Consider the following 24,752-nt stretch of genomic DNA (forward strand, 5'->3'; position numbering starts at 1 on the left):
CGTCAATCAGCAAACAGCCGCTCGTAGGAACGCTCGGAGCGGAACTCGACCGCGGCCGGGTCGTTCGGCTGCTCCTCGCTCGGCCCGAGGTCGAGAATCATGCATTTGACTGAGCCGCCGCCCTTGGCCAGGAACTCGCTTACGTCAACCATGATTGGCTCGACGCCGCGTTCCCTTACGCGCGCGGCCAGCGCCTCGCTCACCCCTTGCGGCATGAACAGGTACAGCCTGCCCTCGTAGTCGACCTGGAAGGAGTTGGCCGCGTATAGTTCAGCATCGCGCTGCGACAGCTCGATCAGGTTGGCGCTGAATTCGGCGCGCAGCCGCTCCCGCGACGCTGGCGCGAGCCCCTCTATGTAGGCGAGCAGGAACTCGCGCTGAGGGCCGAACGAGCACAGCACGGTATCGCCGTGGTAATGCGCCTCGCGACATAGCTCCAGCGCGAGTATCGGCCGTTCGCCCGCGATCTGGCTGAGCTCGTCCAGCGCGGCGTATTCGGAACGGAAGCCGTAGATGCGCCGCCAGGGCGGGATGCCGATGCGCGGGACGAAGCGCTGGCGCTCGATCCGCCCGTAGGTGAAGAGCATGAAGCGGCCAGCAGGGAAAAAGTCGGCTTCGCCTTCGAAGCGCGCCGCCACGTTGGCGCATCGATAGCCCATCCGCTCAAGGAACCGGCGATAGACCTCGCGCTCGCGCGCCCGCGTCGGCAGGAGGTGGGCGAGATGGAACGTCTTGGCCTCGGACGGTGCGCCGCTCAGCGGATAGAGAAAGCCCGCGTTAGCGGGATAGACGAGGCCGCTCAGCCCCTCGTGCGGCTCGATCACGCAGACTTCGGTTCCGCGTCCGATTAGCGCGCGAGCCAAGCCGTGCCATTGCCGGCGTGCCAGGTCAGGGTTGACCGACTTTTTCAGACCAAGCGCATTGCGCGTATGAGGGTTAGCGCCGCCGAGGACCGAGAAAAAGGTCGGGTCGCCCATCAGGATGGTTCTCGGCATCGCCTCGGGCTCCTCTCTGGACCGAAGCAGTTCCCTCCCCTTGTCCAAGGAGTGGGTTAGCGACGGATCACGCGCTCACGAATCAAGGCGGCGGCTTCTATTTGCGATCGATCTCAGTCAGCAACTCGATCTGCGGACGCCCGTCGAGCAGGTTGGCGATCCGCGCGCCCATCTCCTTCATGTGATCGGTTTTGCGATGGGCGTCGAAGGCGGCTTGGTCGGCGTAGGTCTCGAACCACACGAACATGGTTGGGTCCTGGTTGGACCTGTGCAAGATATAGGCCTGGCATCCCGGCTCCGCCGCGCGCACCTTCTTGATCATGTCGCGGAAGGCCGCTTCGAGTTCGCCTTCGCATCCGGCTTTGGCCTTGATCTTGGCAATCAGTGAAACCGACATCGTTTTCTCCTTGATTCGAGAATAAAGCGACGCACTCGCGGCGAAACAGCGCTCGGCACGCCGGGAACCGCTCCATGCCCGTCATAGTTGGGGACCGACGCTTTTTCAAGCCGAAGCGGCGCTGCGCCGAGCGCCAAGCACTTTGCGCTCGGCCGCGGCTTCGCGCAAAATCGGATGGCCGGCTTCGCTTGGCCGGCGGAGCCAACGACGATGATCGGGTTCGAGCTTACCGACGAGCAGCGCGACCTGCGCCGGCTGGCGCGCCAATTCGCCGAGCGCGAAATGATCCCGCGCGCTCGCGAGTACGACGAAAAGGAAATCTTTCCGCACGACGTATGCGAGGCCGCCTTTAGGGCCGGCCTGATGAACCTCGCGGTGCCGCGCGAGAACGGCGGCCCCGGCCTCGGGATCCTCGACGGCTGCGTCATCATCGAAGAGCTCAACTACGGATGCGCCGGGATGGCCAACGCGGTCGGCGCCAACGAACTGGCGACGCTGCCACTGGTCGTTGCCGCCAACACCGAACAGAAGCAGACCTACCTCGGCCGTCTGGTCAAGGAACTGACCTTCTGCGCGTTCGCGATTACCGAGCCCGGTGCGGGCTCCGACGTGGCCTCGATGAGCACGACGTATCGCCGCGAGGGCGACGCCTTCGTGCTCAACGGCACCAAGCACTTCATCTCAAACGGCTCGGTGGCGGACTGGTACGTGACGTTCGCGACCTCGGACAAACGGCTACGCCACAAGGGCATTTCGTGCTTCGTGTTTCCCGCCGATTTGCCCGGGATCACGCGGCGGCGGATGCACGGCAAGCTCGGCCAGCGCGCCGCCGACACCGGCGAGATCGTCTATGACGAGGTGCGCATCCCGGCCAGTGCGCTGGTCGGCCGAGAGGGGGAGGGCTTCAAGTACGCGATGGCGACTTTCGATCGCAGCCGACCCGAGATCGGCGCGATCGCGACCGGCATCGCTCAGCGCGCGCTCGACGAGTGCGTCAGGTACTCGCAGCAGCGCCAGGCGTTCGGCCAGCCGATCGCGAAGTTCCAGGCGATCCAGTTCATGATGGCCGACATGGCGGTGGCGGTCGAAGCGATGCGGCTGCTGACTTACAAGGCCGCGTGGCTGGTCGATCGCGGGGAGAGCCCCAACGTGGTTTCGAGCTACGCCAAGCTGTTCAGCGCCGACGCCTGCATGAAGGTTACCACCGACGCGGTGCAGCTCTTCGGCGGCTACGGCTACATGAACGAATACCCGGTGCAGAAGCTGATGCGCGACGCCAAGCTGCTGCAAATCTACGAGGGCACCTCGCAGATCCAGCGCGTGGTGATCTCGCGCCATCTGCTCAAGGAGTAGCGCCGAGCGCCGGCCGTTCGTGCGGCAGCGATCTCAGTCGCCGTCGGCGGCTGCCGGCCGCAGCAGCGCGCGGCCGATCCGCGCCGACAGGCCGCGCGGCGCGAGCTTGCTCGCGATCGCAAGCGCGCTGTTGAACGCTCCCGCGACGCATATCGACTGCCCGCCGGCCGCGGCCGCGATCGCCTGCTCCACCACCCGTCTGGCATCGGTCCACAGAAAAGACGGGAAGCGCGCGCGCTCGTTGTTGGCCACCTTTTGGAACTCCGTGCGCACTGGCCCCGGGCAGAGCGCCATCACGGTCACGCCGGTTCCGGCCAGCTCCGCCGCCAGCGCCTCGCTGAAGCTGAGCACGAAGGCCTTGGTTGCTCCGTAGGTCGCCATGTACGGCGTCGCCTGGAAAGCCGCGGTCGAGGCGACGTTGATAATCGTGCCGCGCCGCCGTTCGACCATCGCGGGCACGAACAGCCGCGTCATCGCGACCACGGCGGTCACGTTGAGGTCGATCTCCTCGAGCTCGCGCGTGAAGTCGAGGCGATGGAATCTGCCGGTGGTGCCGAAGCCGGCGTTGTTAACCAGGTAATCGACCTGCACGCCGTCGCTTTTGAGGCGCCCGTGAATCGCGCCCGGCGCCTGGCGCTCGGCAAGATCCGCGCGGACCGTATGCACGGAGCCGGCGCCGAGGCTGCGCGCGTGGCCGGCGACCGCCGCCAGGCGATCCTCGCGCCGCGCCACCAGCACCAGGTCGTAATGCTCGCGGCCGAGCGCGTAGGCGAATTGCTCGCCGAGGCCGCTCGAGGCTCCGGTAACGAGCGCGGTTGGCAACGTCTTCCCTCCGTCTCCCCTGAAATGACGCTCCCCGGCGCGATAGTATTGCGCGCGCGTTGCGCTGTCGAGCCGCCGGGCCGCGCCCGCGACTTTGGGGCTGCGGCGAGCCCGAGTCTAGGCTGAAGCGAGGCCGAGTTCCTTGCGAAAGTGTTCGATGGTCAGCCGCAGCCCCTCGCGCAGCGGCGTCTCGGGAGCCCATCCAAGGCGCGCCTTGGCCAGCGAGATGTCCGGACGGCGGCGGGTGGGATCGTCGGGTGGCGCGGGATGGAACGTCAGGCGCGAGCGGCTGCGCGCCAGTTCGATAACCAGCGAGGCGAGTTCAAGGATCGTGAACTCGTCGGGGTTGCCGATATTGACCGGGCCGATAAAGCCCTCGGTGTCCATCATCCGCACAATCGCCTCGATGATGTCATCGACGTAGGCGAACGAGCGCGTCTGTTTGCCGTCGCCGTAGATCGGCAGGTCCTCGCCGCGCAGGGCCGCCACGCACAGGTTCGACACCACCCGCCCGTCATTGACCGCCATCCGCGGCCCGTAGGTGTTGAAGATGCGCACGATGCGGATGTCGACGTTGTTCTGGCGATGGTAGTCCATCATCAGGCACTCGGCCGCGCGCTTGCCTTCGTCGTAGCACGAGCGCACGCCGATCGGATTGACGTGGCCCCAGTAGCTCTCGGTCTGCGGATGCTGCTCGGGATCGCCGTAAACCTCGCTGGTCGAGGTCAGCAGGATACGCGCGCGCACGCGCTTGGCCAGCCCCAGCATGTTGATCGTGCCCATCACGCTGGTCTTCAGCGTCTTGACCGGATTGTACTGGTAATGGACCGGCGAGGCGGGGCAGGCAAGGTGGAAGATGCGATCGACCTCGAGCAGGATCGGCTCGACCACGTCGTGGCGGATGACCTCGAAGGCGGGGTTGCTCTTGAGATGCTGGATGTTGGCGCGTTTGCCGCTGAAAAGATTGTCCAGGCAGATGACCTCGTGCCCGTCGCGCAGCAGCCGCTCGCACAGATGCGATCCCAGAAATCCCGCGCCGCCCGTCACCAGTGCTCGCACGTTGGTTCTCCTTGGATGGAGATTTTACAGGGATTAGGCGCACCCGCGGAAGGCGGCCTTCGCCGCCTTGGGTTAAGGTGCAGCCCGCCTAGCGACGGTTCTCGCGCGCCAGCGCGAGTACGCTTTCGATCACGTAAGCGACGTCCTCGTCGCTCATTGCGGGAAAAATCGGCAGCGACAGGCATCGGCTGTACACGTCCTCGGCGATCGGGAAATCGCCGGTCCGGTAGCCATAGCGCTGCTGGTAGAAGTGCATCGTGTTGAGCGGGATGCAGTGGACCGAAGTGCCGATGCCGCGCTCGCGCAGCATCTCGACAAACTGCGCTCGCCCGACCTTGAGCTGCTCGGGGCGCAGGCGCAGCACGTAGAGATGCCACGCGTGCTGGATTCCCGGCTCCGCGTAAGGTGTCTGGAGCGCGGGCTCGGCGCGGAACGCCTCGCTGTAGGCGCGCGCTATCGCGGCGCGCCGGCGCATGAATTCATCGGCGCGGGCGAGCTGAGCAAGCCCTATCGCGGCGTGCACGTCGGAAAGATTGTACTTGAAGCCGGTGTCGTGAATTTCGTAGTACCACGAGCCGCTGCGGTCGTAGCGCTTCCACGCGTCGCGGTTCATCCCGTGCAGGCTGGCGACCGCGATTCGCTCGGCGAGGGCGTCGTCCTCGGTCGTGATCATCCCGCCCTCGGCGCTGGTGATGTTCTTGGTCGCGTAGAAGCTGAAGCAGGTCAGCTCGCCGATGGTTCCGATCCGCGCCATCCCGCGGCCCTCGAGATGGCGCGCCGAGCCCACCGCGTGCGCCGCGTCCTCGACGATCTTGAGGCCGTGGCGGCGCGCGATCGCAAGCAGGCGGTCCATCTCGCAGGCCTGGCCGGCGAAATGTACCGGCAGGATCGCGCGCACGCGGCCGTAACGCCCGCTTTCCAGCGCCTCTTCGATGCGCGCCGGGCTGATGTTGAAAGTGCCGGGGTCGATATCGACGAACACCGGCCGCGCTCCCAGATAGCCGATCACCTCGGCGGTCGCGGTGAAGGTAAAGGGCGTCGTGATGACCTCGTCGCCGGGACCGATGCCGAGCGCGAACAGCGCAAGGTGCAGCGCGCCGGTGCAATGGGCGACGGCCAGCGCGTGGCGCGCGCCAACGTAGGCCGCGAACTCGCGCTCGAAGCGCTTGGCTTTGGGCCCGGTGGTGATCCATCCCGAGCGCAACGCGTCGAGCACCTCGCGCTCCTCGGCCTCGCCGATCGAAGGGCGATGAAAGGGCACTTGGCGCACCGGCTGGCTCATTCGCGCCGCCCCATCGCGGCCGCCACGGCGGCGCGCGGGCCATGCAGCGGAAAGTCGCGGGACTGAAGAGCGATCATGGCGAGCGCGTTTCGGGCGCAGTATATAGAATCGTTTCCGAGCGCGGCAAGCTGATGGACTTTGGCGATCGGCGGCGGGGTGTGTGCGCGGCAGTGGCGCTGGTCGCGGGATGGTACGCCTTCGTTTGGATGGTAGCGCGTCCGCTGAGCGACGCGCCGGTGGTCGATAGTTGGATTTACCAGCATGCGGTCCGCGCACTTGCGGAAACCGGACGCCTGCGCTTTGGCGGATACACGCAGGCGATGCCAGTCGGGCAGACGCTTTACGGCCTGGCGTGGAGCAGGCTGTTCGGCCCAAGCGCACCGTCGCTGGATCTGTCGGTCGCGCTTCTCGGGATCGCCGGCGCGCTGATGCTTTACGTGCTTGCGCGGCGCTGCGGCGCTCGGCCGGAGACCGCGCTGCTCGCAACCGGCCTTCTGATCTGCAATCCCTGCTACCTGTTTCTCAGCTTTTCGTTCATGACCGAGGTGCCGTTTCTGGCGCCGCTGCTCGGATGCCATCTTGCGTTCGCCTGCGCCGAGGGAAGTCGACACGAGCAGCGATGGCTGTGGCTGGCCGCGACGCTCGCCATCGTGGCCTTCGCCGTTCGGCCATTCGGCGGCGCGGCTCTGATAGGATGCGCGGCCGCGCTCGTGCTCTACGAGCGCGAGCTGTGGCGCCGGGCGCACCGCGCGCTGCCGCGCCTTGTCAGGCGGTTGGCGCCGTTCGCGTTTGCGTCGATCGCCTGCGCAGCGTTCTGGATTGGTCTCGTCCACGCGATGCGCCCGTGGAACTTGGCCGACAGTGAGGCGCGCTCGCTGAACGCGTTTTTCCTCGTACCGGCGCCGCGTTACCTCAAGTTGTGGCTGTTGTGGCCGCTGCTCTACCTCGGGCTCGTGCTGGCGCCGCTCGCGCTGGTGCAGGCAGCGCTGCGCTGGCGGCGCGCGCTCGTGATCGCTTCGGCGGTGCTCGCCGCGGCCATCGTGATAACGGCGTTCGAGGACCATTTCGTGTGGAGCACGCCGGATTGCCGATGCTTTGGGGGATGGCCGGGGGCGCTGACGCTGCACGGGATGCCGCGGCGGCTGCGTTGGGATGATTTCGGCACCGGCGCCGGATGGACCGTCGCCGTGCTGGCGAGCCTTGGCGCGTCGGGGCTGTGCGTCAGCGCCGCCGAAGCGATACCGCGGATGAGTCGCGGCGCGGCGGCGCTCATGCTGACCGCCGCGGTGTATTGGCTGGCCACGCTGCCGCTGTGGTTCTTCGCCGATCGCTACTATCTCGTGATGGTGCCCGCGGGATGTGTGCTGCTCGCGTTGGCGCCGCTGCCGCGCGGGCGTTCTCCCGTCGCAACGGCGGCGATCATGACCGCAATGATGGGTCTGCTGTCGCTCGGCGGCCTATACGCCTATCAGCGCGGCGCGCAGGCTGTGCTCGCAGCGCGCGACGCGCTGCTCGCAAGCGGAGTCCCGCGCGCCGGGATTGACGCCGGCTACTCGCTAAACGGCCAGGATCTCTATCGCTACCCGCGCGACAGGCCCGACACGCTCGCCGACGAGCGCGGTATCCCGATGGTCACCACGACGAAGCTCTCGCCGTACACGATAGCCGCCGTGCCGGGCGCCGGCACCGAGATCGTCCGCCGCCTTTCGTGGCCGGGCTCGTTGGGTTTCGGCGCGCGCCCACTCTACGTGCTGCGCCTGCGAACGTCGCATACGGGTTCGGACAGCACGGCCGCGAAGGCGCCGTCACACTGATGTCTGTCGGGACGAAGCGGCGCGCGGGCGCTACTCGATTGGCAGCGCGCCTGAGGGTACCTGGACCCATCCGCGAGTTTCGTCCTCGGCGGGCGGCTTAGCGGCTGACGGTGCGGGCGGGTTCACGTCGGGGGCGTTGCCGATCGCACGGCCGAACCCGTTACCGGGCTGGGCGTCAGCACCGTCGGCGTCAACGTCGCCGAAGCGCGCGACCCTTCCGCTGTCAGCCGCGGCGGCTTCGTGCGCAGGCGCAATCGACGTAGGCGGAATCACGGCGTGCTCAGCCTTGGGCGCAACGACTGCCCCGCTCGCACTCGATGCCGCGGCCGCACGCGCCGTGCTTTTGGCCGGTACATTTTCGTCAGGCCTGGCGCCGTCGCTCGCCGTATCGGCTGCCGTGCCCGATTCGCCCGCGTCCACGCCAGAATCCGCGTCAGGCGCACTGGCTACGCTGCCCGGCGGCGGCAGCGGGATTGAACTGGCGACCGTTGCCGGTACCGGAGCTATCGGAGGTTCCGGACCGGGCATCACGTAGGTCGGGACGCCCGTTTTTTCTTCGATCGCCTTCTCCAGCTTGAGCGTGTCGATGTAGCCGAGCAGGTTCTGACGGCGCGCTTCGCTGACTGCGTAGCGCCACAGCCCGGGATACATCCCGTAGAGATCTTCGTGGACCTCGACGTACAACACCCCACCGTGCCATCCGAACTTGACCGGCTGGTAGACGATGCGGCCGGTCGTCCCCACCGGCACCATGTGCCACAGGCGGTCGATCGCTTCGGGCGACAGCCGGATGCATCCATGGCTGACCTCCATCCCGACGCCCCACGGATTGTTGGTGCCGTGAATCGCGTACTCGGGCAGGTTGAGGTCGAGCCGCCAATGGCCTTCGGGGTTGTCAGGGTCGCCGCCCGGAATCATGTGCTCGGCGTAGCCGTCGCGTTCGAGGTGTTCCTCGTAGATGTCCTGCGGCACGATCCATGGCGGGTCGTGCTCCTTTGCGGTTACGCGGAAGCTCTTTCCGACCGGTGTCCGCCAGTCGTAGCGTCCCAGGCCCACCGGGAAGGTATAGACCACGCGAGCGCCGCTGTAGCTCGCGTTCAGCACATGATTTTTGGCATGCGCGTGTTTGCTGCGAGCGCCCTCGAGCTTTGCGCGCGTCAGTTTGGCCCGGCCGCGCGAATGCGCCACTGCCGGCGGGTAGTAGTAGTATAGCCGCAGCTCAGGCACGTTGATCACGATTCCGGCCCGCGGCCCGCTGGGCAGGATGTGCTCGGTCGGCAGGACGATGGTTTTGCCGGCGGGTGGCGTCCACCAGTCGATATGGTCGTTGGCGTCGGAGATCTCACGCGCGCTGACGCCGAACCAACGCCCGATGTCGAGCAGCGTGTCGCCCTTGCGAATCGTGTAGCTCTGGAGCGCGCCGATCATTTCGTCGCGCCCGGTCGGAATCGGGTAGGCGACTACTGGCCGGCGTGCGAAATCATCTTCGCTCCAGCCGCGCGCGATTTGCGGCGCCGCAACGAGGGCGGCAACCAAGCCCAGCGCCGCACTCCACCCCAGAAACCGTGCTACTGCCTGATGCATGGATTGCTCCGCCCCGGCCCGCCGTCACTCCCCCAGCCCGCGTCGTGCGGCTGCCCAAAAATGATATGGCAAGGCCGATCACTCGGCAACCGGCCTCAAATTGGCGAACTTAAGCACCAGCAGCTTCGTCCCGCTGCGTTCGAAATGCACCCACGCCTTGGCCGCCGCGCCACGTCCTTCGCGCCGGCGCACCACGCCGCGCCCGAAGGTCTGATGGACGACACGGGCGCCGATCGGAAAGCCGTCGGTTCCGTCGGCCGCAGTTTCCTCGTCCTCTCCTAGCTGACTTGTGCTGTAGTCGATATAAGTGCCCACGCCCGGACGGCGCAGTGGCGCGCCCGCACGTTCGGGCGCAATTCGGTTGACAAGCGCAGGGTCGATCTCGCCGAGGAAGCGCGAGGGGCGCGACTCGCTGCGCTGGCCGTACAACTCGCGGCTCAGCGTGTTGGTCAGGTACAAGAGCCGGCGTGCCCGGGTCATCCCGACGTAGCACAGTCGGCGCTCCTCCTCGACCTCGCCAGTTTCGTCCTGCGACCGAAAATGCGGGAACAGCCCTTCCTCCATCCCGGCGATGAACACGACCGGGTACTCCAGCCCCTTGGACGTATGCAGCGTCATCAGGGCGACGCGCCCGCCGCGCTCCCCGACCTGGTCGGCGTCGCTGACCAAGGCCACGCGTTCGAGAAAGTCGGCGAGCCCGCCGTTGTGCTCCTCGGCGTCGAATGCGTCGGCCGCCGACAGCATCTCGGCGACGTTCTGCCGGCGCGTCGCCGCGTCCTGCATCCCGTCGAGGTAGGCGGCGAAGCCCGCGCGCGTGATCACTTCGTCGAGGATCGCCCGCACCTTCATCGTCGGCGCGCGGACCGCCAGCTCATGCATCCAGCCGTAGAGCTCGCCGGCCTGCTTGGCCGCGCGCAGCGCGACGCGCGAGTTGGTTTCCAGCCGCCCTAGCGCCTCGAACAGCGTGATGGCGTCTTGCGCGGCGGTTTCCGCGGCGGCCTCCAGGGTCTTGGCGCCCACGCCGCGCGGCGGTGCCCCCACCATCCGCTCGACGCTTATTGCGTCGGCCGGATTGGCCAGCGCGCGCAGATAGGCGAGCAAATCCTTGACCTCGCGATGCTCGTAAAAGCGCAATCCGCCGACGACGTAATAGGGGACCCGCCGGCGCACCAGCGCCTCTTCGAGCACGCGCGCCTGCGCGTTGACGCGGTAGAAGACCACGATGTCCGAGGGGCTGACACCGCCCTCGGCGCACAGGCGGCCTATTTCGCGTGCGATGAATTCGGCCTCGTCGCGCTCGGTGACGGCGGTCAGGTAGGTGACCGGTTCGCCCGCTTCGTTTTCGGTCCACAGCCGCTTGGCTTTGCGCTCGCGGTTGTTGCGGATGACCGCATCGGCGGCGGCCAGGATCGTCTTGGTCGAGCGGTAGTTCTGTTCGAGCTTGAAGATCCGGGCGTGCGGAAAGTCGCGCTCGAAGTCGAGGATGTTGCGGATGTCAGCGCCGCGCCATCGGTAGATCGACTGGTCTTCGTCGCCGACCACGCACAGATTTCCGGTGCGCGCGGAGAGCGCGCGCACCAGCAGGTACTGCACGCGGTTGGTGTCCTGGTATTCGTCAACCAGCAGATGCTCCGCGCGCCCTTGCCATCTGAGCAGCGCCGCCGGATCGCGCTCGAAGAGTTGATGGACACCAAGCAGCAGGTCGCTGAAGTCCATCGCATTCATCGCGCGCAGCCGCTCCTGGTACAGCCGGTAGATCGCGGCCAGCGCGGCGTCGCGCCCGTCGCCGCCGGCCTCGGCGGTGAACGCCTGGGGCGCGCAGCCTTCGTTCTTGAGCTGCTCGATGCGTGCGCGCGCGGCCTCGGCGGTTGGAGCTCCGGCGATTGCGGCCTCCTCGATCACGCGCCGGAGCACCGCCATCGCATCGCCCTCGTCGAGGATCGAGAAGTTCGGCCGGTAGCCGAGCGCGCCGGCTTCATGGCGCAGGATGCGCGCGCAGGCCGAGTGAAAAGTGCTCACCCACGGCCATCCCGCAGCGCCGCCGAGCAGCGCCGCGATCCGCTCGCGCATCTCGGCCGCCGCCTTGTTGGTGAAGGTCACCGCCAGCGTGTGCGCGGGTGCTGCGCGGCCTTCGGCAATCAGATAGGCGATGCGGTGGGTCAGCACGCGGGTCTTGCCCGAGCCGGCGCCGGCGAGGATCAGGATCGGGCCGTCCGGCGCGAGCACGGCGTCGCGCTGGGCCGGATTGAGATCGTCGAGGTTAATCATGTTTGACGGAACGGCGGCACGGCACGACGATGCGCGCAAGCCCGCCCGAAGAAGATAACCACTTCGGGCGGCGCAGAAAACCGGCAGGGCGAACGTCGGCACGCGATGCTGTGGACAATTCACGAATCGCGCGCGCCTCTCTGATAGGATCCGATCGCACTGAGCGCACAGCAGCGGCGCGCCGGCACGCGGATTGGTGCCGCGCGGCGCACCGCCGGATGAGGCGATGGCCAGGTATCAGCCGCATGACACGTTCTATCGCAAGGCGCGCGAGCGTGGATTGCCCTCGCGCGCGGCGTTCAAGATCGAGGAGCTGCTCGCGCGCTTTCGTCTTGTGCGCGCGGGCGCGCGCATTGTCGATCTCGGATGTGCGCCGGGCGGATGGCTCACGCTGCTCGCCGAAGCGGCCGGACCCGAGGGCAAGGTGGTCGGCGTCGATCTCTCCGCGTGCCCGCCGCCGGTTCCCAATGTCGCCACCCTGGTCGGCGACATCCGCGAAGCCGCCACGGTCAAGGCGGTCGGCGCGGCGCTGGGCGGCGGCGCCGATCTGGTGACCAGCGACCTTGCGCCAAAGCTCAGCGGCATCGCCGAGCGCGACCAGGCCCGGATGGCCGAGTTGGCAGAGGCGGCGCTTGCATGCGCACGCAGGCTGCTCAGGCCGGGCGGCGCGATGGTGGTCAAGCTGTTCATGGGCGGCGACTTTCAAAGCGTCGTGCGCGGGTTTGAGCGCGACTTTGAGCGCGTCGAGCTCACCCGCCCGCGCGCAAGCCGCCCCGGCTCGTCTGAATTGTATGTAATCGCACGCGGATTTCGTCCCGGCGCGGCCGGTCGCCGCGTCAAAAGCGCTGGCGTCCGCGGCTTGGCGGGGGTCTTGGAAAATCCCGAAACGGAGGGATAGGTTAGGGCATGATGCATCGGCGAACAGCGCCGCGGTTCGTCGCCCTGCTGGCCGCCGCGCTCGGGTCGGTGCTCTTTGCCGCGTGCGCCGGAAGGCACGACGTCGGCCCGGCGCCCGACCAGGTGCGGGTCGAGGTTGCCAACGTCGGCTTCGACGATCAGAGCGGGGCGCATTATGTGCTGCTCGAGGATCTGTCCGGCAAGCGGGGCCTGCAAATCCTGATCGGCGACGAAGAAGCGCGCGCGATCATGCGCGAGATGCGCGGGATCAAGCCTGAGCGCCCGCTCACCCACGATCTCCTGCGCAACGTCATCGAGCGTACCGGCAACCATGTCGATCGGGTGGTGATCACCGGCCTGCACGATCAGGTCTACTACGCCGACATCGTTCTTGATCACGGGCGGTTGCGGGTGGACAGCCGGCCGAGCGACGCGATCGCGCTAGCGATGGGACTGGGCGCGCCGATCTTCGTGAACGATCATCTCTTTCAGCCCGCCGCCGCGTTGGGGCGGCGTGGACCCGCGCGCGCGAGCCTGCCGCCGACCTTCGCGGCCGAAGGTATCTCGGTGCAGGAGCTGAGCGCGCCGATTGCGGGCTACTTCGGCGTTGCTCCGCAAAGCGGCGTGCTGGTGGCCGAGGTTTCGGGCCCGGGCGCGCGCGCCGGGCTTAAGCGGGGCGATATCGTGACCGCGGTCGAGGGGCACGCGGTGCGCTCGCCGACCGATTTCATCGCGGCGTTCGCCGCGGTCAAGGGCTCTGCGTCGGTCACGCTCAGCGTGCTGCGCGCCGGCCGCACCCATCTGATCCGGATCGCGCGCGAGAAAATTGCGCGTTCCGGCCGTTAGCCGCGGCGGACGAGCAGGCTACGGATAAAACGCGGGTCGATCGCGCGCGGGTCGAGCTCGGCGAGGTCGTCTTCGAGCATGTTGAGGCAGGAGCCGACGAAGGCTCCGCTCCGCCGGCGCATTGTCTCGTCCATCCGCGCTGCCATCTCGGCTTCGATCTGCTCGCGGAAGCTTTCCTTGAGTCGGGCCGGACGTCCGCCGGCCGTCATCATCGCGGCGTACGCCTCGCCCAGCCGGCTCGCCTCTATCGGCGCGGGCACGAGCCTGTGCTCCAGGGCGTGGCGCGCGAAGGCGGTTATCAGAATCTGGCCGAGCCGGATTTCGCGGCCGGCGGTTTCGGCGCGGAAGGCGGGCGTTGCGATGTCGATTCCGAGCAGTGCGCGGAACAGCTCGCGCATGGTTTCGATTTCTTCCAGCACAGAGTGGGCCAGATGGAGGTCGCGCATCGCCCGAAACTCGCGCATTGCAACCGCGCCCTGGCCGTCGAGTCCGCCGTAAAACTGGGGACGGTGGCGTACAAAGCCGGCCAGCGCCTCGCGATAGGGCGAATCGAGGTAGGGGACTTCGCGCGTGCGCGCAGGGTCGAGGCCAAGCGCCGCCATCGTGCGCTCGGCGCGCTTGCGCAGGTCGACCGTCAGGCTGACGCCAAGCCGCAGGAGCAGCTTGAGATGGGTGTCGCGCAGATGCTCGATCGCGGTTTGAAGGTCGCCGCCGGCGAGATTCTCCAGCGCGAGGTTGAGGTAGTTGTGGGTCATTTCGACCGCCGCGCGCACGGCCTCGAGATCGCCGAAATCGACCGCCAGCGCGACCAAAACCTGGTTGCTGACCAGCGCCATCTCGGCGCGCAATTGGCGCTGGCCCTGGGCGGCGAAACCGGCCGTAAGCGCGGTGTTGAACAGCGACTGGTCGGCGCCGAGCGCGACCGGCGCCATCGCGTGGGGTACCAGTTCGTCGTCGCGCAGGAGGTCGGCGCGGCTGGGCGTTGTGTAAGTGGCGCGGATGTTGACGAAGTTGCGCGGGTCGAGATAGGCGAAGACGTCCTGCGCTTCGAAGTAGTCGGGAAAGCCACGATCGCTTAGCCGCGCGCGCCGGAACTGGTAGGCCTGCTCCTCCAGCTCGGCCTGCACTCCCCAGTAAATTTCCTCCATCAGCGCGGTGAAGTAGGTGTAGTCGCGCTCGAAGACCTCCTCGAGGAAATCGACCAGCAGCTGAAGGATCGAATCGTGGCGCTGGAACTCGATGAGATAGTGCTCGTCGAACTGGACGAAACGGTCAGAAGGGACGTCAGCGGCGGAGGCCGGGTCGTCGAGCCGGTGGACGCGGAAGTACTGGCGCAGCAACAGCGCCATCATTTCGCGGTCGAGCGCCATCAGCGCGTCCGCCATCCGCTTGCGCCCGGCTTCGGCCAGCGCCTCGATCCACTCGCGCATCCGCTCCAGATTGGGCCGGTCGCGCGTCCAGCAGTCGAGGTCGAACAGGCCCTTGACCTGTTCGGGAATCGCCAGGCTCAGCAGGTCGCCCGAGTCCGCGCTGCCGATTTCCTTGAGCGTGTAGAAAAGCGTCTCGGGCGAGAACGATTGCACCAGCCGCTCGGCCTCGGGCGCCGACAGGATGAGGTCGCGCTTCTGGCGCGCAGGCAGCCCGTACAGGAATTCGAGCTTCTCCTTGAAGGGGAGGCTGAGAAACTCCTTCTCTCGCGTCGCCGACATTGAACAGAATGCGTGCGCTCGGGCGCCTGACTAACGCTCCCTTCCTTGAGTACCATGCGCGCCGCGCGCGGGCCAGCAAGCCTGCGCAAATCGGCTTCTACCGCGTCGGTGCGTCGTCGTGTTAAACTGATTTCATTCAGGAAACGGCGAAGGGGGTCCGCAAAGCGGCGTGAAGCGCACGGTGGAGAGAAAGGTCGCGCTCACGATCGCGGGCAGCGACCCTGGCGGCGGCGCCGGCTTCCAGGCCGACCTCAAGACCTTCGCCGCGCTCGGCGTTTATGGCTACTCGACAATTACCGCGGTCATCGCGCAGAACAGCGCGACGGTCAGCCGCTGCCTCCCGGTCGATCCCGCGATGGTGGCGGCACAGGTCGAGACGTTGGCCGCCGAGCGCCCGCCGGACGCGATCAAGACCGGCGCGCTGGGCACCGCAGCGATCGTCGAGGCCGTCGCCGACACGCTTGCCCGCCTGCAGCTTGCCGCTCCGGTCGTCGATCCGGTGCTGATCTCGACCAGCGGGGCTCGCCTGCTCGATCGCGCCGGCGAACGCGTCCTGCGCGAGCGGGTCTTTCCGCTGGCGCGGATTGTTACTCCGAACCTCGCCGAGGCGCAGGCGCTGTGCGGCATCCGCGAATCCAACGCCGCCGCGATCCGCGAGATGGCGCGCGTGCTGCGCGCCGCGGGCGCGCGCGCGGTGCTGATCAAGGGCGGGCATCTCAATTCACCCTCCGAGGCAACCGACCTGCTCTACGACGGGCGTGGATTTACGGTCCTGCGCGCGGAACGGATCGCGGGCGGCGGGGCGCACGGTCTGGGATGCGCGCTGTCGGCGGCGATCGCCGCCTACCTGGCGCTCGGGATGGAGTTGGCCGAGGCGGTGCGCGGTGCCAAGCAGTACGTGAGCGCGGCGCTGCGCGCGAGCTTCAAGCTCGGCGCCAGCGCCCGCCCCCTGCTCGACCACTTTGTACGCAGATAGGCGCCCGACAGGTAGCGCACAATCGAGGCCGCCATCCGCTCGAAGTTCAGCGCGCCAGGAATTCCGCCAGCGCGGCGGCGAGGTTGTGGCTCGGCTCGTTGCCGGTGCCAAGCTTGACCAGCGCATAGCGCTCATCGGCGTCGAACCGCTCCCAAACCGCCTGGTCGAGCTTGACGCCTGCCATGCGTGCGCGTTCGGCGAGTTGCGACGGCAGTTCGCGCGGCGGATCAGCAACCGCGCGCTGCGCTTCACTGAGCTCCCGCGGCTCCTCGCCCCTGGCGCGGCGAACTGCCTCGCTGATGAACAGCCGCAGCGCTTCGCGCTCCTCGGCGGACGTGTCAGGCAGATGGCACACGGCCAGCCGCTCGCCGCGGCCGAGCGCCTGCCATTGCTCCAGCGCGATCTTGATGCCGACCCGGTCCAGCTTGCGGCGCACCGCCATCGGCACGCACGCCAGCGTCGTATAGATCTCGTCCTCGAACTTGAACCGGCGCATCATCGCGGAGCCTTCCCTCCGCTCCGAATCATAGCACCGTCGGGTGCAAGAAGGAGCGGCGCGCGGCGGGCCAGACTCTTTCCCCAGGAACCTTCAGGCCAGCCCTTGACGAGGGCGGCGCTTAGGGTGGACGCTAAACGTGGGGGCCGGGGGATGCCTGCTCGGCGGGGCGGAGTTGATTTATGGACCGGCACTACGAGGCTTTCGATCCCGCGACGGTTGAGGCAATCGTTTCGCGCCTGCGGCAGCGCCCCGGTGCGTTGATGCTCATTCTGCACGAGGTGCAGGATCGTTTCGGCTATATCCCGCACGACAGCATTCCGATAATCGCGCGCGCGCTCAATATCACGCGCGCCGAGACCCACGGCGTCGCCTCCTTCTACCACGATTTCCGCCGTCAGCCGCCGGGCCGCAACGTGATTCGGCTCTGCCGCGCTGAGTCGTGCCAGGCGATGGGCGCGGCGGCGCTCGCTGATCACGTGCGCGATCGCCTGGGCGTTGACTTTGGCGAAACCACGCCCGACGGCGCTTTCACGCTCGAGGCGGTCTATTGCCTGGGCAACTGCGGATGCTCGCCGGCGATGATGGTAAATCACGATCCCCACGGGCGGGTCAACGCGGCGCGCTTCGACGAGATACTCGCCGCGCTCAGGGAGAGCCTGCGATGAGCGCGACGGTATACGTCCCGCGCGATTCCGCCGCGCTTTCGCTCGGCGCAGAGCAGGTTGCCGAGGCGGTTGCCGGCGAAGCGCGCCGGCGCGCGGTCGATCTCCGCGTCGTGCGCAACGGCTCGCGCGGGATGTTCTGGCTCGAGCCGTTGGTCGAAGTGGAAACCGTGCGCGGACGCCTGGCTTACGGGCCGGTTACGCCCGCCGACGTCGCGTCGCTCTTCGATGCGGGCTTCCTTGATGGCGGGCAGCATCGCCTCAGCCTCGGCTCGACCGATGAGATCCCGTATCTCAAGCGCCAGGAACGTCTGACCTTCGCGCGGCTCGGGGTAATCGATCCGCTCTCGCTCGACGACTACCTCGCACACGGCGGCTACCGCGGGCTTGGGCGCGCGCTCGAGATGCCGGCGGCGAAAGTCGTTGACGAAGTGATAGAGTCCGGGCTGCGCGGACGCGGCGGCGCGGGCTTCCCCGCCGGCATCAAATGGCGCACCACGCTCCAGACGCCGGCGCCGCAGAAGTACGTCGTGTGCAACGCCGACGAGGGCGACTCGGGCACCTTCTCCGACCGCATGATCATGGAGGGCGACCCCTTCGTTCTGATCGAGGGGATGACGATCGCAGCGGTGTGCGTCGGCGCAACCGAGGGTTATATCTACCTGCGTTCGGAGTATCCACACGCGCTGCGCACGTTAAACGCGGCGATCGAGACGGCGCGCCGACACGGCTACCTGGGCGAAAAGATCCTCGGCAGCCCGCACACCTTCAACCTCGAGGTGCGGCTCGGCGCGGGCGCCTACGTCTGCGGCGAGGAAACCGCGATGCTGGAGAGCCTCGAGGGCAAGCGCGGGATGGTACGTTACAAGCCGCCGGTGCCGGCGGTCTCGGGGCTGTTCGGCCGGCCGACGGTGGTCAACAACGTCGTGTCGCTGGCCACGGTGCCGATAATCCTCGAGCGCGGCGGCGCTTTCTACAAAGACTACGGGATGGGCCGCTCGCGCGGCACGATGCCGGTTCAGCTTGCGGGCAACGTAAAGCATCCGGGGTTGGTCGAGAAAGCGTTTGGCGTCACCCTGCGCGAGCTGGTTTACGACTACGGTGGTGGCACCGCGAGCGGCCGTCGGTTACGTGCTGTGCAGGTCGGCGGCCCGCTGGGCGCGTACTTTCCCGAGAGCATGCTCGAGTTGCCGATAGATTATGAGGCGCTGGCGGCGAAGAAGGGCATCGTCGGCCACGGCGGAATCGTGGTCTTCGACGACACTGTGGATCTGGCGCGCCAAGCGCGCTGGGCGTTTGAGTTTTGCTCCATCGAGTCGTGCGGCAAGTGCACGCCGTGCCGGATTGGCTCGATCCGCGGCGCCGAGGTGATCGAGCGAATTATCCGCGGCCGCGACCGCACCGCCGCGCTCGGCTTGCTGCGCGACTTGTGCGATACGATGACCTATGGATCGCTGTGTGCGCTTGGCGGGCTCACGCCGCTGCCGGTGCTGAGCGCGCTGCGCCATTTTCCCGAAGATTTCGGCCTTACGCGGGCCGACGTCGCCTGGACGGCGTGAGCGGTGAAGCAGCGCAGGAGATAGAGCCGTGTTATCGAAAACCGACAGGAATTACGGAACTCCGCCGCGAGCCTCGCAAAATCAGATCACGCTCGAAGTCGACGGCCGCCGGGTCACGGTGCCTGAGGGAACGTCGATCTTGCGTGCGGCGGCGCTCGCCGATATCGCAATTCCCAAGCTGTGCGCGACCGACGCGCTCGAACCGTTTGGCTCCTGCCGCATGTGCCTGGTCGAGATCGAAGGCCGCAACGGCTATCCCGCCTCCTGCACCACACCGGTCGAACCCGGGATGAACGTGCGCACGAAGTCCGAGATGCTCAAGCGCCTGCGCCACGGCGTAATGGAGCTCTACATGTCGGACCATCCGGCGGGCCGCGCGAGTTGCGCCGGCGACGGGACGTGCGAGCTCCACGCGCTGGCCGATGAGCTGGAGCTCGGCGAGGTGCGCTACGGTTTCGAAGGCAGGAACCATCTCGATGCCGTGCGCGACGAGTCTAACCCGTATTTCCGTTTCGATCCGGCGCGCTGCATCGTGTGCTCGCGATGCGTGCGCGCGTGCGAGGAGGTCCAGGGCACCTTCGCCCTGACCATCGATGGCCGCGGGTTCGATTCGGTGGTCTCGCCCAGCCAGCATCAGCCGTTCTTGGAATCCGAGTGCGTTTCGTGCGGCGCGTGCGTGATGGCTTGTCCAACCGACGCGCTGGTTGAAAAGTCCCTGCTGGAAAAGGGCGTCGCCGAACGCTCGGTCGTCACCACTTGCGGCTATTGCGGCGTCGGCTGCTCGTTCAAAGCCGAAGTCAGGGGCGACGAGGTCGTGCGGATGGTGCCGAACAAGGACGGGATGCCGAACCAGGGACACGCCTGCGTCAAGGGGCGTTTCGCCTGGGACTACGCGACCCATCCCGACCGCGTGCTAAAGCCCATGCTGCGCGAGAAGACCAGCGACCCGTGGCGCGAGGTCTCATGGGAGGAGGCGATCGGCTACGCGGCGGCACGCTTCAGACAGATCCAGCACAAGTACGGGCGCGGCGCAGTCGGCGCGATAACCTCGTCGCGCTGCACCAACGAGGAAACCTACCTGGTGCAGAAGATGGTCCGTGCGGCGTTCGGCAACAACAACATCGACACCTGCGCCCGCGTGTGCCATTCGCCGACCGGCTACGGGCTCAAGAGCACGCTCGGCACCTCAGCCGGCACGCAAGACTTCGCTTCGGTGATGCATGCCGACGTGATCATGGTGATCGGCTGCAACCCGACCGACGGCCATCCGGTATTCGGCTCGATGATGAAACGCCGTCTGCGTCAGGGCGCCAAGCTGATCGTCGCCGATCCGCGCACGATCGATCTGGTGCGCACACCGCATGTCAAGGCGGCCTACCATCTTCAGCTCCGTCCGGGGACCAACGTCGCGCTGATCAACGCGATCGCCCACGTTGTGCTCAGCGAAGGACTCGCCAAGGAAGACTTCGTGCGCGAGCGCTGCGAATGGCCGGCCTACGAGCTGTGGAAGAAATTTATCCTCGAGGAACGCAACTCGCCCGAGGCGATGGCGGAAGTCACCGGGGTGCCGGCCGAAAAGATTCGCGCCGCCGCGCGCCTGTACGCCACCGCGCGCAACGCCATCATCTACTATGGATTGGGTGTCACCGAGCATAGCCAGGGCAGCACGATGGTTATCGGGATGGCGAACCTGGCGATGGCGACGGGCAACCTCGGGCGCGAGGGCGTCGGCCTCAATCCGCTGCGCGGGCAGAACAACGTCCAGGGCTCGTGCGACATGGGCTCCTTTCCGCACGAGCTCACCGGCTACCGCCACATCGCCGACGACGCGGTGCGCGCGAGCTTCGAGCGCGCGTGGGGCGTCACCCTCGATCCGGAGCCCGGCCTGCGCATCCCCAACATGTTCGACGCCGCGCTCGATGGCAGCTTCAAGGGGCTTTACGTGCAGGGCGAGGACATTGCGCAATCCGATCCCAACAGCCGTCATGTGGCCGCCGCGCTGGCAGCGATGGAGTGCGTGGTGGTCCACGACATCTTCCTGAATGAGACCGCCAGGTACGCTCACGTCCTTCTGCCCGGCTCGTCGTTCCTGGAGAAGGACGGCACATTCACCAACTCCGAGCGGCGCGTCTCGCGCGTGCGCAAGGTGCTGCCACCGCTGGCGGGCAAGGCCGACTGGGAAGTTACGTGCGAGCTTTCCGCCGCGCTCGGCTACCCGATGAAATATTCGCATCCGTCGGAGATCATGGACGAGATAGCGCGCCTGACCCCGACCTTCGCCGGCGTCAGCTATGAAAAGCTCGACCGCCTGGGCTCGGTGCAATGGCCGTGCAATGACAAGGCGCCCGAGGGCACACCGGTGATGCACGTCGGGCAGTTCGTCCGCGGCAAGGGCAAGTTCTTCATCACCGAGTACATTCCGACCGAGGAGAAGACCAGCGCGCGCTTCCCGCTCATCCTTACCACCGGGCGCATCCTGACCCAGTACAACGTCGGCACCCAGACCCGGCGCACTGCCAACACCGTCTGGCATCACGAGGACGTGCTGGAGATCCATCCGCACGACGCCGAGCAGCGCGGCATCCGCGACGGCGCTTACGTGCGCCTCACCAGCCGCGCTGGAGAAACCACGCTGCGCGCGCAAATCACCGACCGCGTGCCCCCGGGCGTGGTCTACACGACGTTCCATCATCCGGTCTCCGGCACCAATATCGTGACCACCGAGAACTCCGACTGGGCGACCAATTGCCCCGAATACAAGGTCACCGCGGTGCAGGTGATGCCGGACGAATTCGCCCCGCCGCGCCGCGCGTCCGGGGATTCCGCCGCGCATGCTGCGGCCGGGCGCTGAAGCGCGCGGAGGAACGCTCCGGATGGACATCCATCACCTGGTCACGATGGCGAATCAGATCGCCGATTTCTTTCGCACCTCGAATCCGGATCGCACCGAGGCGGTGAAAGCGACCGCGCAGCATCTGCGCAACTTCTGGGAGCCGCGGATGCGCCGCGAGATCGTCGCGCATCTCGCAAAGACCGGCGGCGAAGGCCTGGGCGAGGTCGCGCGCGACGCAGTTCGGATGCTCGAGAGCGAGGGCGGGGCGAAGGCCGCCGGTTGAGCGCCGGGGCGCGCTCGCAGATGGCCGACGACCGGCAACGCGCCCCGTCCGCAGGGAGCGTCCTGCGCCGTCCCGCGCGCAAGTTCCGCGACGGACGCCTCGGCGCCCCTGTCAACGAGGCGCTGGCGGTCGAGGAGCCGTTGGAAATTCGGCTCGCCGGCCAGCGCTTCACGCTCACGATGCGCACGCCGGGCAACGACGAGGAGCTCGTCGCCGGTTTCCTGCTCGCCGAGGGCTTCGTCGAATCGCGCTCGGACCTCGCCGAAATCCGTCGCCTGCGGGACCGCAAGGGCGAGCCCGATCCCAACGCGCTCGACGTGATCCTGAACGTTCCCGCGGCGAGCTTGCGCGAGCGGCTGCGGCGCAACTTCACGATTTCGTCGAGCTGCGGCGTGTGCGGCAAGACCAGCATCGAGGCAATCCAGCGCCGGATTGCGCCGATCGAGTCCGATCTGACGGTTACGCCTGCGGCGCTGCTGGAACTCGCGCCGATGATGCGCCAGGCGCAGGAGGTCTTTGCCGCCACCGGCGGTCTGCATGCCGCGGCGCTGTTCGTCCCGCTGAGAGGCGGCGTGTCCGGTCCGGTGAACCGCTTCGAGCTGGCCGCATTGCGCGAGGACGTCGGCCGCCACAATGCGGTGGACAAGGTCGTTGGCTGGGCGCTGTTTAACGGAATGCTGCCGCTGAGGCGCGGGCTGATGATGGTCAGCGGGCGGTTGAGCTTCGAGATCGTGCAGAAGGCGGCCGCCGCCGGGATTCCGATTCTGGCGGCGGTTTCGGCGCCGTCGTCGCTCGCGGTCGAGCTGGCCGAGGAAGTCGGGATAACGCTGGTCGGCTTCTTGCGCCCCGGCGGCTTCAACCTGTACTGCGACACCGAGCGGGTCACAACGTAAGCATGCGAACGGCGATCGCGCTATCCTGGCCGGTGGCGGAAGCACGATGGCAGGTCGCAGCGGCACAAGCGGCACACGCGCGTCGTGACGTCGCCCAGCAGACGTTTCTCGACCTCTTGGTTGCCAAACATCAGGTTGCAGGATGGTAAGCCGGTCCTTGTCGAATGAGGCTGCCGGGATGCCGAGTTCCTCACGCCCCCTTGAGCCGGTGGGTGCTTAGGCGTTAACTCTATGAGGCCGCAGGGCCTTATCGATGTTCCTTAGAAAGCGCGCGCTTGACCGCCTCGCCCGCGAAAAGGTGCTCTTCGAGCGCCATCGCGGCGGCGATATCCGGCTCTGCGTCGTCTATCCCAACATCTATCGCTTGGGGATGGCAAACCTGGGCTTCCAGGCCGTCTATCACATCTTCGAGTCCGACCCGCGCGTCGCCGCCGACCGCGCCTTTCTGCCCGACCCCGACGAGCGCGAACAGATCCGCGCCAGCGGCGAGCACCTGCTCTCGTTCGAGCGCGGGACGCCGTTGGGCGACTTCGACCTGATCGCATTCTCGATCTCCTTCGAGACCGATTATCTCAACGTCCTGAGCATCCTGCGGATGGCGGGGATTCCGCTCAGCCGCACCGAACGCTGCGGACGCAACTATCCGCTGATCATGGCAGGCGGCTCGGCTGTCTTTCTCAACCCCGAGCCGATCGCCGACTTCATCGACCTCTTTCTGATCGGCGAGGGCGAGGAGATGGTGCCCGAGTTCCTTTCGCGCTATCGCGAGTGCGAGGGAATGGCGGCTGGCGACCGCCTGCGCGAGCTCGCGCGCGTCGAGGGCGCCTATCTTCCCGACTATTTCACGCCGGTCCATGACACCGACGGCCGTATCGCGCGCCTTGAGTACAGCGGGCCGGGGCGCCCGCGCGTAAGCCGCCGGCTTATCCGCGACCTCAACCGCTTCACCACCGCCTCTTTGATCCTCACTGAAGAGTCCGTCTTCGGCGACATGTACCTGGTGGAGGCGAGCCGCGGATGCCAGTGGGGATGCCGTTTCTGCGCGGCGGGCTTCATGTATCGCCCGATCCGCTATCGCCGCCCTGAGAGGCTCATCGCCGAAGCTGAGCGCGGACTGGAACAGCGCCGCGTGATCGGGCTGGTCGGCGCCGAAATGGCGAGTGTGCCGGGCGTCGCAGGCGTCGCGGAGGCGGTCGCCGAGCGGGGTGGCCGACTCTCGCCGTCTTCGCTAAAGGCCGATTGTATCTCGCCCGCGCTAGCGGCGGCGCTGGGGCGCAACGGCAATCACAGCGTGACGATCGCGCCTGAGGCGGGCAGCGAGCGGATGCGCAAGGTGATCAATAAGAACCTGCGCGAGCCGGAGATCCTTCGCGCGGCCGAGCTGATGGTGGGGGAGGGCGTCGAGAATCTCAAGTGCTACTTCATGATCGGCCTGCCCGAGGAACGCGACGACGACGTGGTCGCGATCGCCGATCTCGTGGGCAAAATCATCGAGCGCACAAGCGGCCGGCGCCAGCGTGTTCGGCGCGTGAGCGTCTCGCTCAATCCGTTCGTGCCCAAGCCGTGGACGCCTTTCCAATGGGATGCGATGGAAAAAGCGTCGGAACTGAAGCGCAAGATCGCTTTGCTGCGCCAGCATTTGATGCGCCTGGAGGGCAGCGTCGAGCTCGACGCCGAGTCGCCGCGCGAGGCGTACTTCCAGACCTTGGTGTCGCGCGGCGACCGCCGCGTGGGCGCGATCCTGCGCCGGCTCAACGACGAGCATCGCGAGGAACCGGGCGCGATCTGGCACGGCCTGCGCGCGATAAAGCGTGAGGCAGCCCTCGGCGCCGACGGCGCCGTCGATCCGGATTTTTTCGTAACGCGCCGTTACACGCCCGAGGAAATCCTGCCGTGGGATTTCATCGACCATCACCTTGAGAAGTGGTTCCTGCTTTCCGAACGCAAGAAAGCGCATTACGAACATCAGACCAAGCCGTGTGACGTCACGCGCTGCACCGTGTGCGGCGCCTGCTGAGGCG

General features: G+C 67.1%; 20 protein-coding genes. 11 read left to right on the top strand and 9 right to left on the bottom strand.

What is annotated here, in order from left to right:
- Positions 1–2: 2 nt before the first annotated feature.
- Both VFB33_13525 and VFB33_13530 read right to left on the bottom strand, forming a co-directional pair.
- Complete coding sequence (locus VFB33_13525; protein HZO82709.1) at positions 3–995, bottom strand: arginine deiminase-related protein; 993 nt, start codon at positions 993–995, stop codon at positions 3–5.
- Positions 996–1,092: 97 nt separating this feature from the next.
- A complete protein-coding gene (locus tag VFB33_13530; protein ID HZO82710.1) occupies positions 1,093–1,392 on the bottom strand; it encodes a putative quinol monooxygenase in 300 nt (99 codons plus the stop codon).
- A 210-nt stretch (positions 1,393–1,602) separates the two neighbouring features.
- On the opposite strand from VFB33_13530, the gene VFB33_13535 reads away from it, so the two are divergent.
- A complete protein-coding gene (locus VFB33_13535; GenBank protein ID HZO82711.1) occupies positions 1,603–2,745 on the top strand; it encodes an acyl-CoA dehydrogenase family protein in 1,143 nt (380 codons plus the stop codon).
- Positions 2,746–2,778: 33 nt separating this feature from the next.
- Here the strand turns inward: VFB33_13535 and VFB33_13540 are convergent, their stop codons facing one another.
- The 3 genes from VFB33_13540 to VFB33_13550 all read right to left on the bottom strand — a co-directional run bounded on the left by VFB33_13540 (position 2,779) and on the right by VFB33_13550 (position 5,908).
- On the bottom strand, positions 2,779–3,567 hold the full coding sequence (locus VFB33_13540; GenBank protein ID HZO82712.1) for an SDR family oxidoreductase: 789 nt from the start codon (positions 3,565–3,567) through the stop codon (positions 2,779–2,781).
- A gap of 117 nt (positions 3,568–3,684) precedes the next feature.
- Positions 3,685–4,626, bottom strand: a complete 942-nt coding sequence (locus VFB33_13545) for a UDP-glucuronic acid decarboxylase family protein (GenBank protein HZO82713.1) — start codon at positions 4,624–4,626, stop codon at positions 3,685–3,687.
- A gap of 88 nt (positions 4,627–4,714) precedes the next feature.
- Positions 4,715–5,908 (bottom strand): DegT/DnrJ/EryC1/StrS aminotransferase family protein, encoded by a 1,194-nt coding sequence (locus tag VFB33_13550; GenBank protein ID HZO82714.1) that lies wholly within the window; start codon positions 5,906–5,908, stop codon positions 4,715–4,717.
- A gap of 41 nt (positions 5,909–5,949) precedes the next feature.
- On the opposite strand from VFB33_13550, the gene VFB33_13555 reads away from it, so the two are divergent.
- Positions 5,950–7,722 carry a hypothetical protein gene (locus VFB33_13555; GenBank protein HZO82715.1) on the top strand — a complete coding sequence of 591 codons (1,773 nt, stop codon included), beginning with the start codon at positions 5,950–5,952 and terminating at the stop codon, positions 7,720–7,722.
- Between the two features lie 30 nt (positions 7,723–7,752).
- On the opposite strand, the gene VFB33_13560 is transcribed toward VFB33_13555, so the two are convergent.
- Both VFB33_13560 and VFB33_13565 read right to left on the bottom strand, forming a co-directional pair.
- Positions 7,753–9,306: a L,D-transpeptidase family protein gene (locus VFB33_13560; GenBank protein HZO82716.1), complete on the bottom strand. Its 1,554-nt coding sequence runs from the start codon at positions 9,304–9,306 to the stop codon at positions 7,753–7,755.
- 78 nt (positions 9,307–9,384) lie between these two features.
- Positions 9,385–11,574 (bottom strand): UvrD-helicase domain-containing protein, encoded by a 2,190-nt coding sequence (locus VFB33_13565; GenBank protein HZO82717.1) that lies wholly within the window; start codon positions 11,572–11,574, stop codon positions 9,385–9,387.
- A 226-nt stretch (positions 11,575–11,800) separates the two neighbouring features.
- On the opposite strand from VFB33_13565, the gene VFB33_13570 reads away from it, so the two are divergent.
- Both VFB33_13570 and VFB33_13575 read left to right on the top strand, forming a co-directional pair.
- Positions 11,801–12,472 (top strand): RlmE family RNA methyltransferase, encoded by a 672-nt coding sequence (locus tag VFB33_13570; GenBank protein ID HZO82718.1) that lies wholly within the window; start codon positions 11,801–11,803, stop codon positions 12,470–12,472.
- A gap of 11 nt (positions 12,473–12,483) precedes the next feature.
- Positions 12,484–13,317 carry a bifunctional nuclease domain-containing protein gene (locus VFB33_13575; GenBank protein HZO82719.1) on the top strand — a complete coding sequence of 278 codons (834 nt, stop codon included), beginning with the start codon at positions 12,484–12,486 and terminating at the stop codon, positions 13,315–13,317.
- Here the strand turns inward: VFB33_13575 and VFB33_13580 are convergent.
- Positions 13,314–15,026 carry a DUF6178 family protein gene (locus tag VFB33_13580; GenBank protein ID HZO82720.1) on the bottom strand — a complete coding sequence of 571 codons (1,713 nt, stop codon included), beginning with the start codon at positions 15,024–15,026 and terminating at the stop codon, positions 13,314–13,316. The genes VFB33_13575 and VFB33_13580 overlap by 4 nt on opposite strands.
- Before the next feature lie 181 nt (positions 15,027–15,207).
- On the opposite strand from VFB33_13580, the gene thiD reads away from it, so the two are divergent.
- Positions 15,208–16,002 (top strand): bifunctional hydroxymethylpyrimidine kinase/phosphomethylpyrimidine kinase, encoded by a 795-nt coding sequence (gene thiD / locus VFB33_13585; protein HZO82721.1) that lies wholly within the window; start codon positions 15,208–15,210, stop codon positions 16,000–16,002.
- Positions 16,003–16,048: 46 nt separating this feature from the next.
- Here thiD and VFB33_13590 read toward each other — a convergent pair whose 3' ends face one another.
- The gene (locus VFB33_13590; GenBank protein ID HZO82722.1) at positions 16,049–16,501 is read right to left on the bottom strand and encodes a nitrate reductase associated protein; all 453 of its coding nucleotides are present in this window, start codon (positions 16,499–16,501) and stop codon (positions 16,049–16,051) included.
- A 179-nt stretch (positions 16,502–16,680) separates the two neighbouring features.
- Between VFB33_13590 and VFB33_13595 the strand changes: the two genes are divergently transcribed.
- The 6 genes from VFB33_13595 to VFB33_13620 all read left to right on the top strand — a co-directional run bounded on the left by VFB33_13595 (position 16,681) and on the right by VFB33_13620 (position 24,748).
- Positions 16,681–17,166 carry a formate dehydrogenase subunit gamma gene (locus VFB33_13595; GenBank protein ID HZO82723.1) on the top strand — a complete coding sequence of 162 codons (486 nt, stop codon included), beginning with the start codon at positions 16,681–16,683 and terminating at the stop codon, positions 17,164–17,166.
- The gene (locus tag VFB33_13600) at positions 17,163–18,722 is read left to right on the top strand and encodes an NADH-quinone oxidoreductase subunit NuoF (GenBank protein HZO82724.1); all 1,560 of its coding nucleotides are present in this window, start codon (positions 17,163–17,165) and stop codon (positions 18,720–18,722) included. Before VFB33_13595 ends, VFB33_13600 begins: the two co-directional genes overlap by 4 nt.
- Positions 18,723–18,750: 28 nt before the next feature.
- Positions 18,751–21,573: a formate dehydrogenase subunit alpha gene (fdhF, locus tag VFB33_13605; protein HZO82725.1), complete on the top strand. Its 2,823-nt coding sequence runs from the start codon at positions 18,751–18,753 to the stop codon at positions 21,571–21,573.
- 22 nt (positions 21,574–21,595) lie between these two features.
- The gene (locus tag VFB33_13610; GenBank protein HZO82726.1) at positions 21,596–21,838 is read left to right on the top strand and encodes a formate dehydrogenase subunit delta; all 243 of its coding nucleotides are present in this window, start codon (positions 21,596–21,598) and stop codon (positions 21,836–21,838) included.
- A gap of 20 nt (positions 21,839–21,858) precedes the next feature.
- A complete protein-coding gene (fdhD, locus tag VFB33_13615) occupies positions 21,859–22,731 on the top strand; it encodes a formate dehydrogenase accessory sulfurtransferase FdhD (GenBank protein HZO82727.1) in 873 nt (290 codons plus the stop codon).
- A gap of 253 nt (positions 22,732–22,984) precedes the next feature.
- Positions 22,985–24,748, top strand: coding sequence for a radical SAM protein (locus VFB33_13620; GenBank protein ID HZO82728.1), 1,764 nt, complete (start codon positions 22,985–22,987; stop codon positions 24,746–24,748).
- Positions 24,749–24,752 lie beyond the last annotated feature (4 nt).

This window comes from Candidatus Binataceae bacterium (genome assembly GCA_035650475.1).
In the GTDB taxonomy this organism is placed as follows: Bacteria; Desulfobacterota; Binatia; order Binatales; family Binataceae; genus JAKAVN01.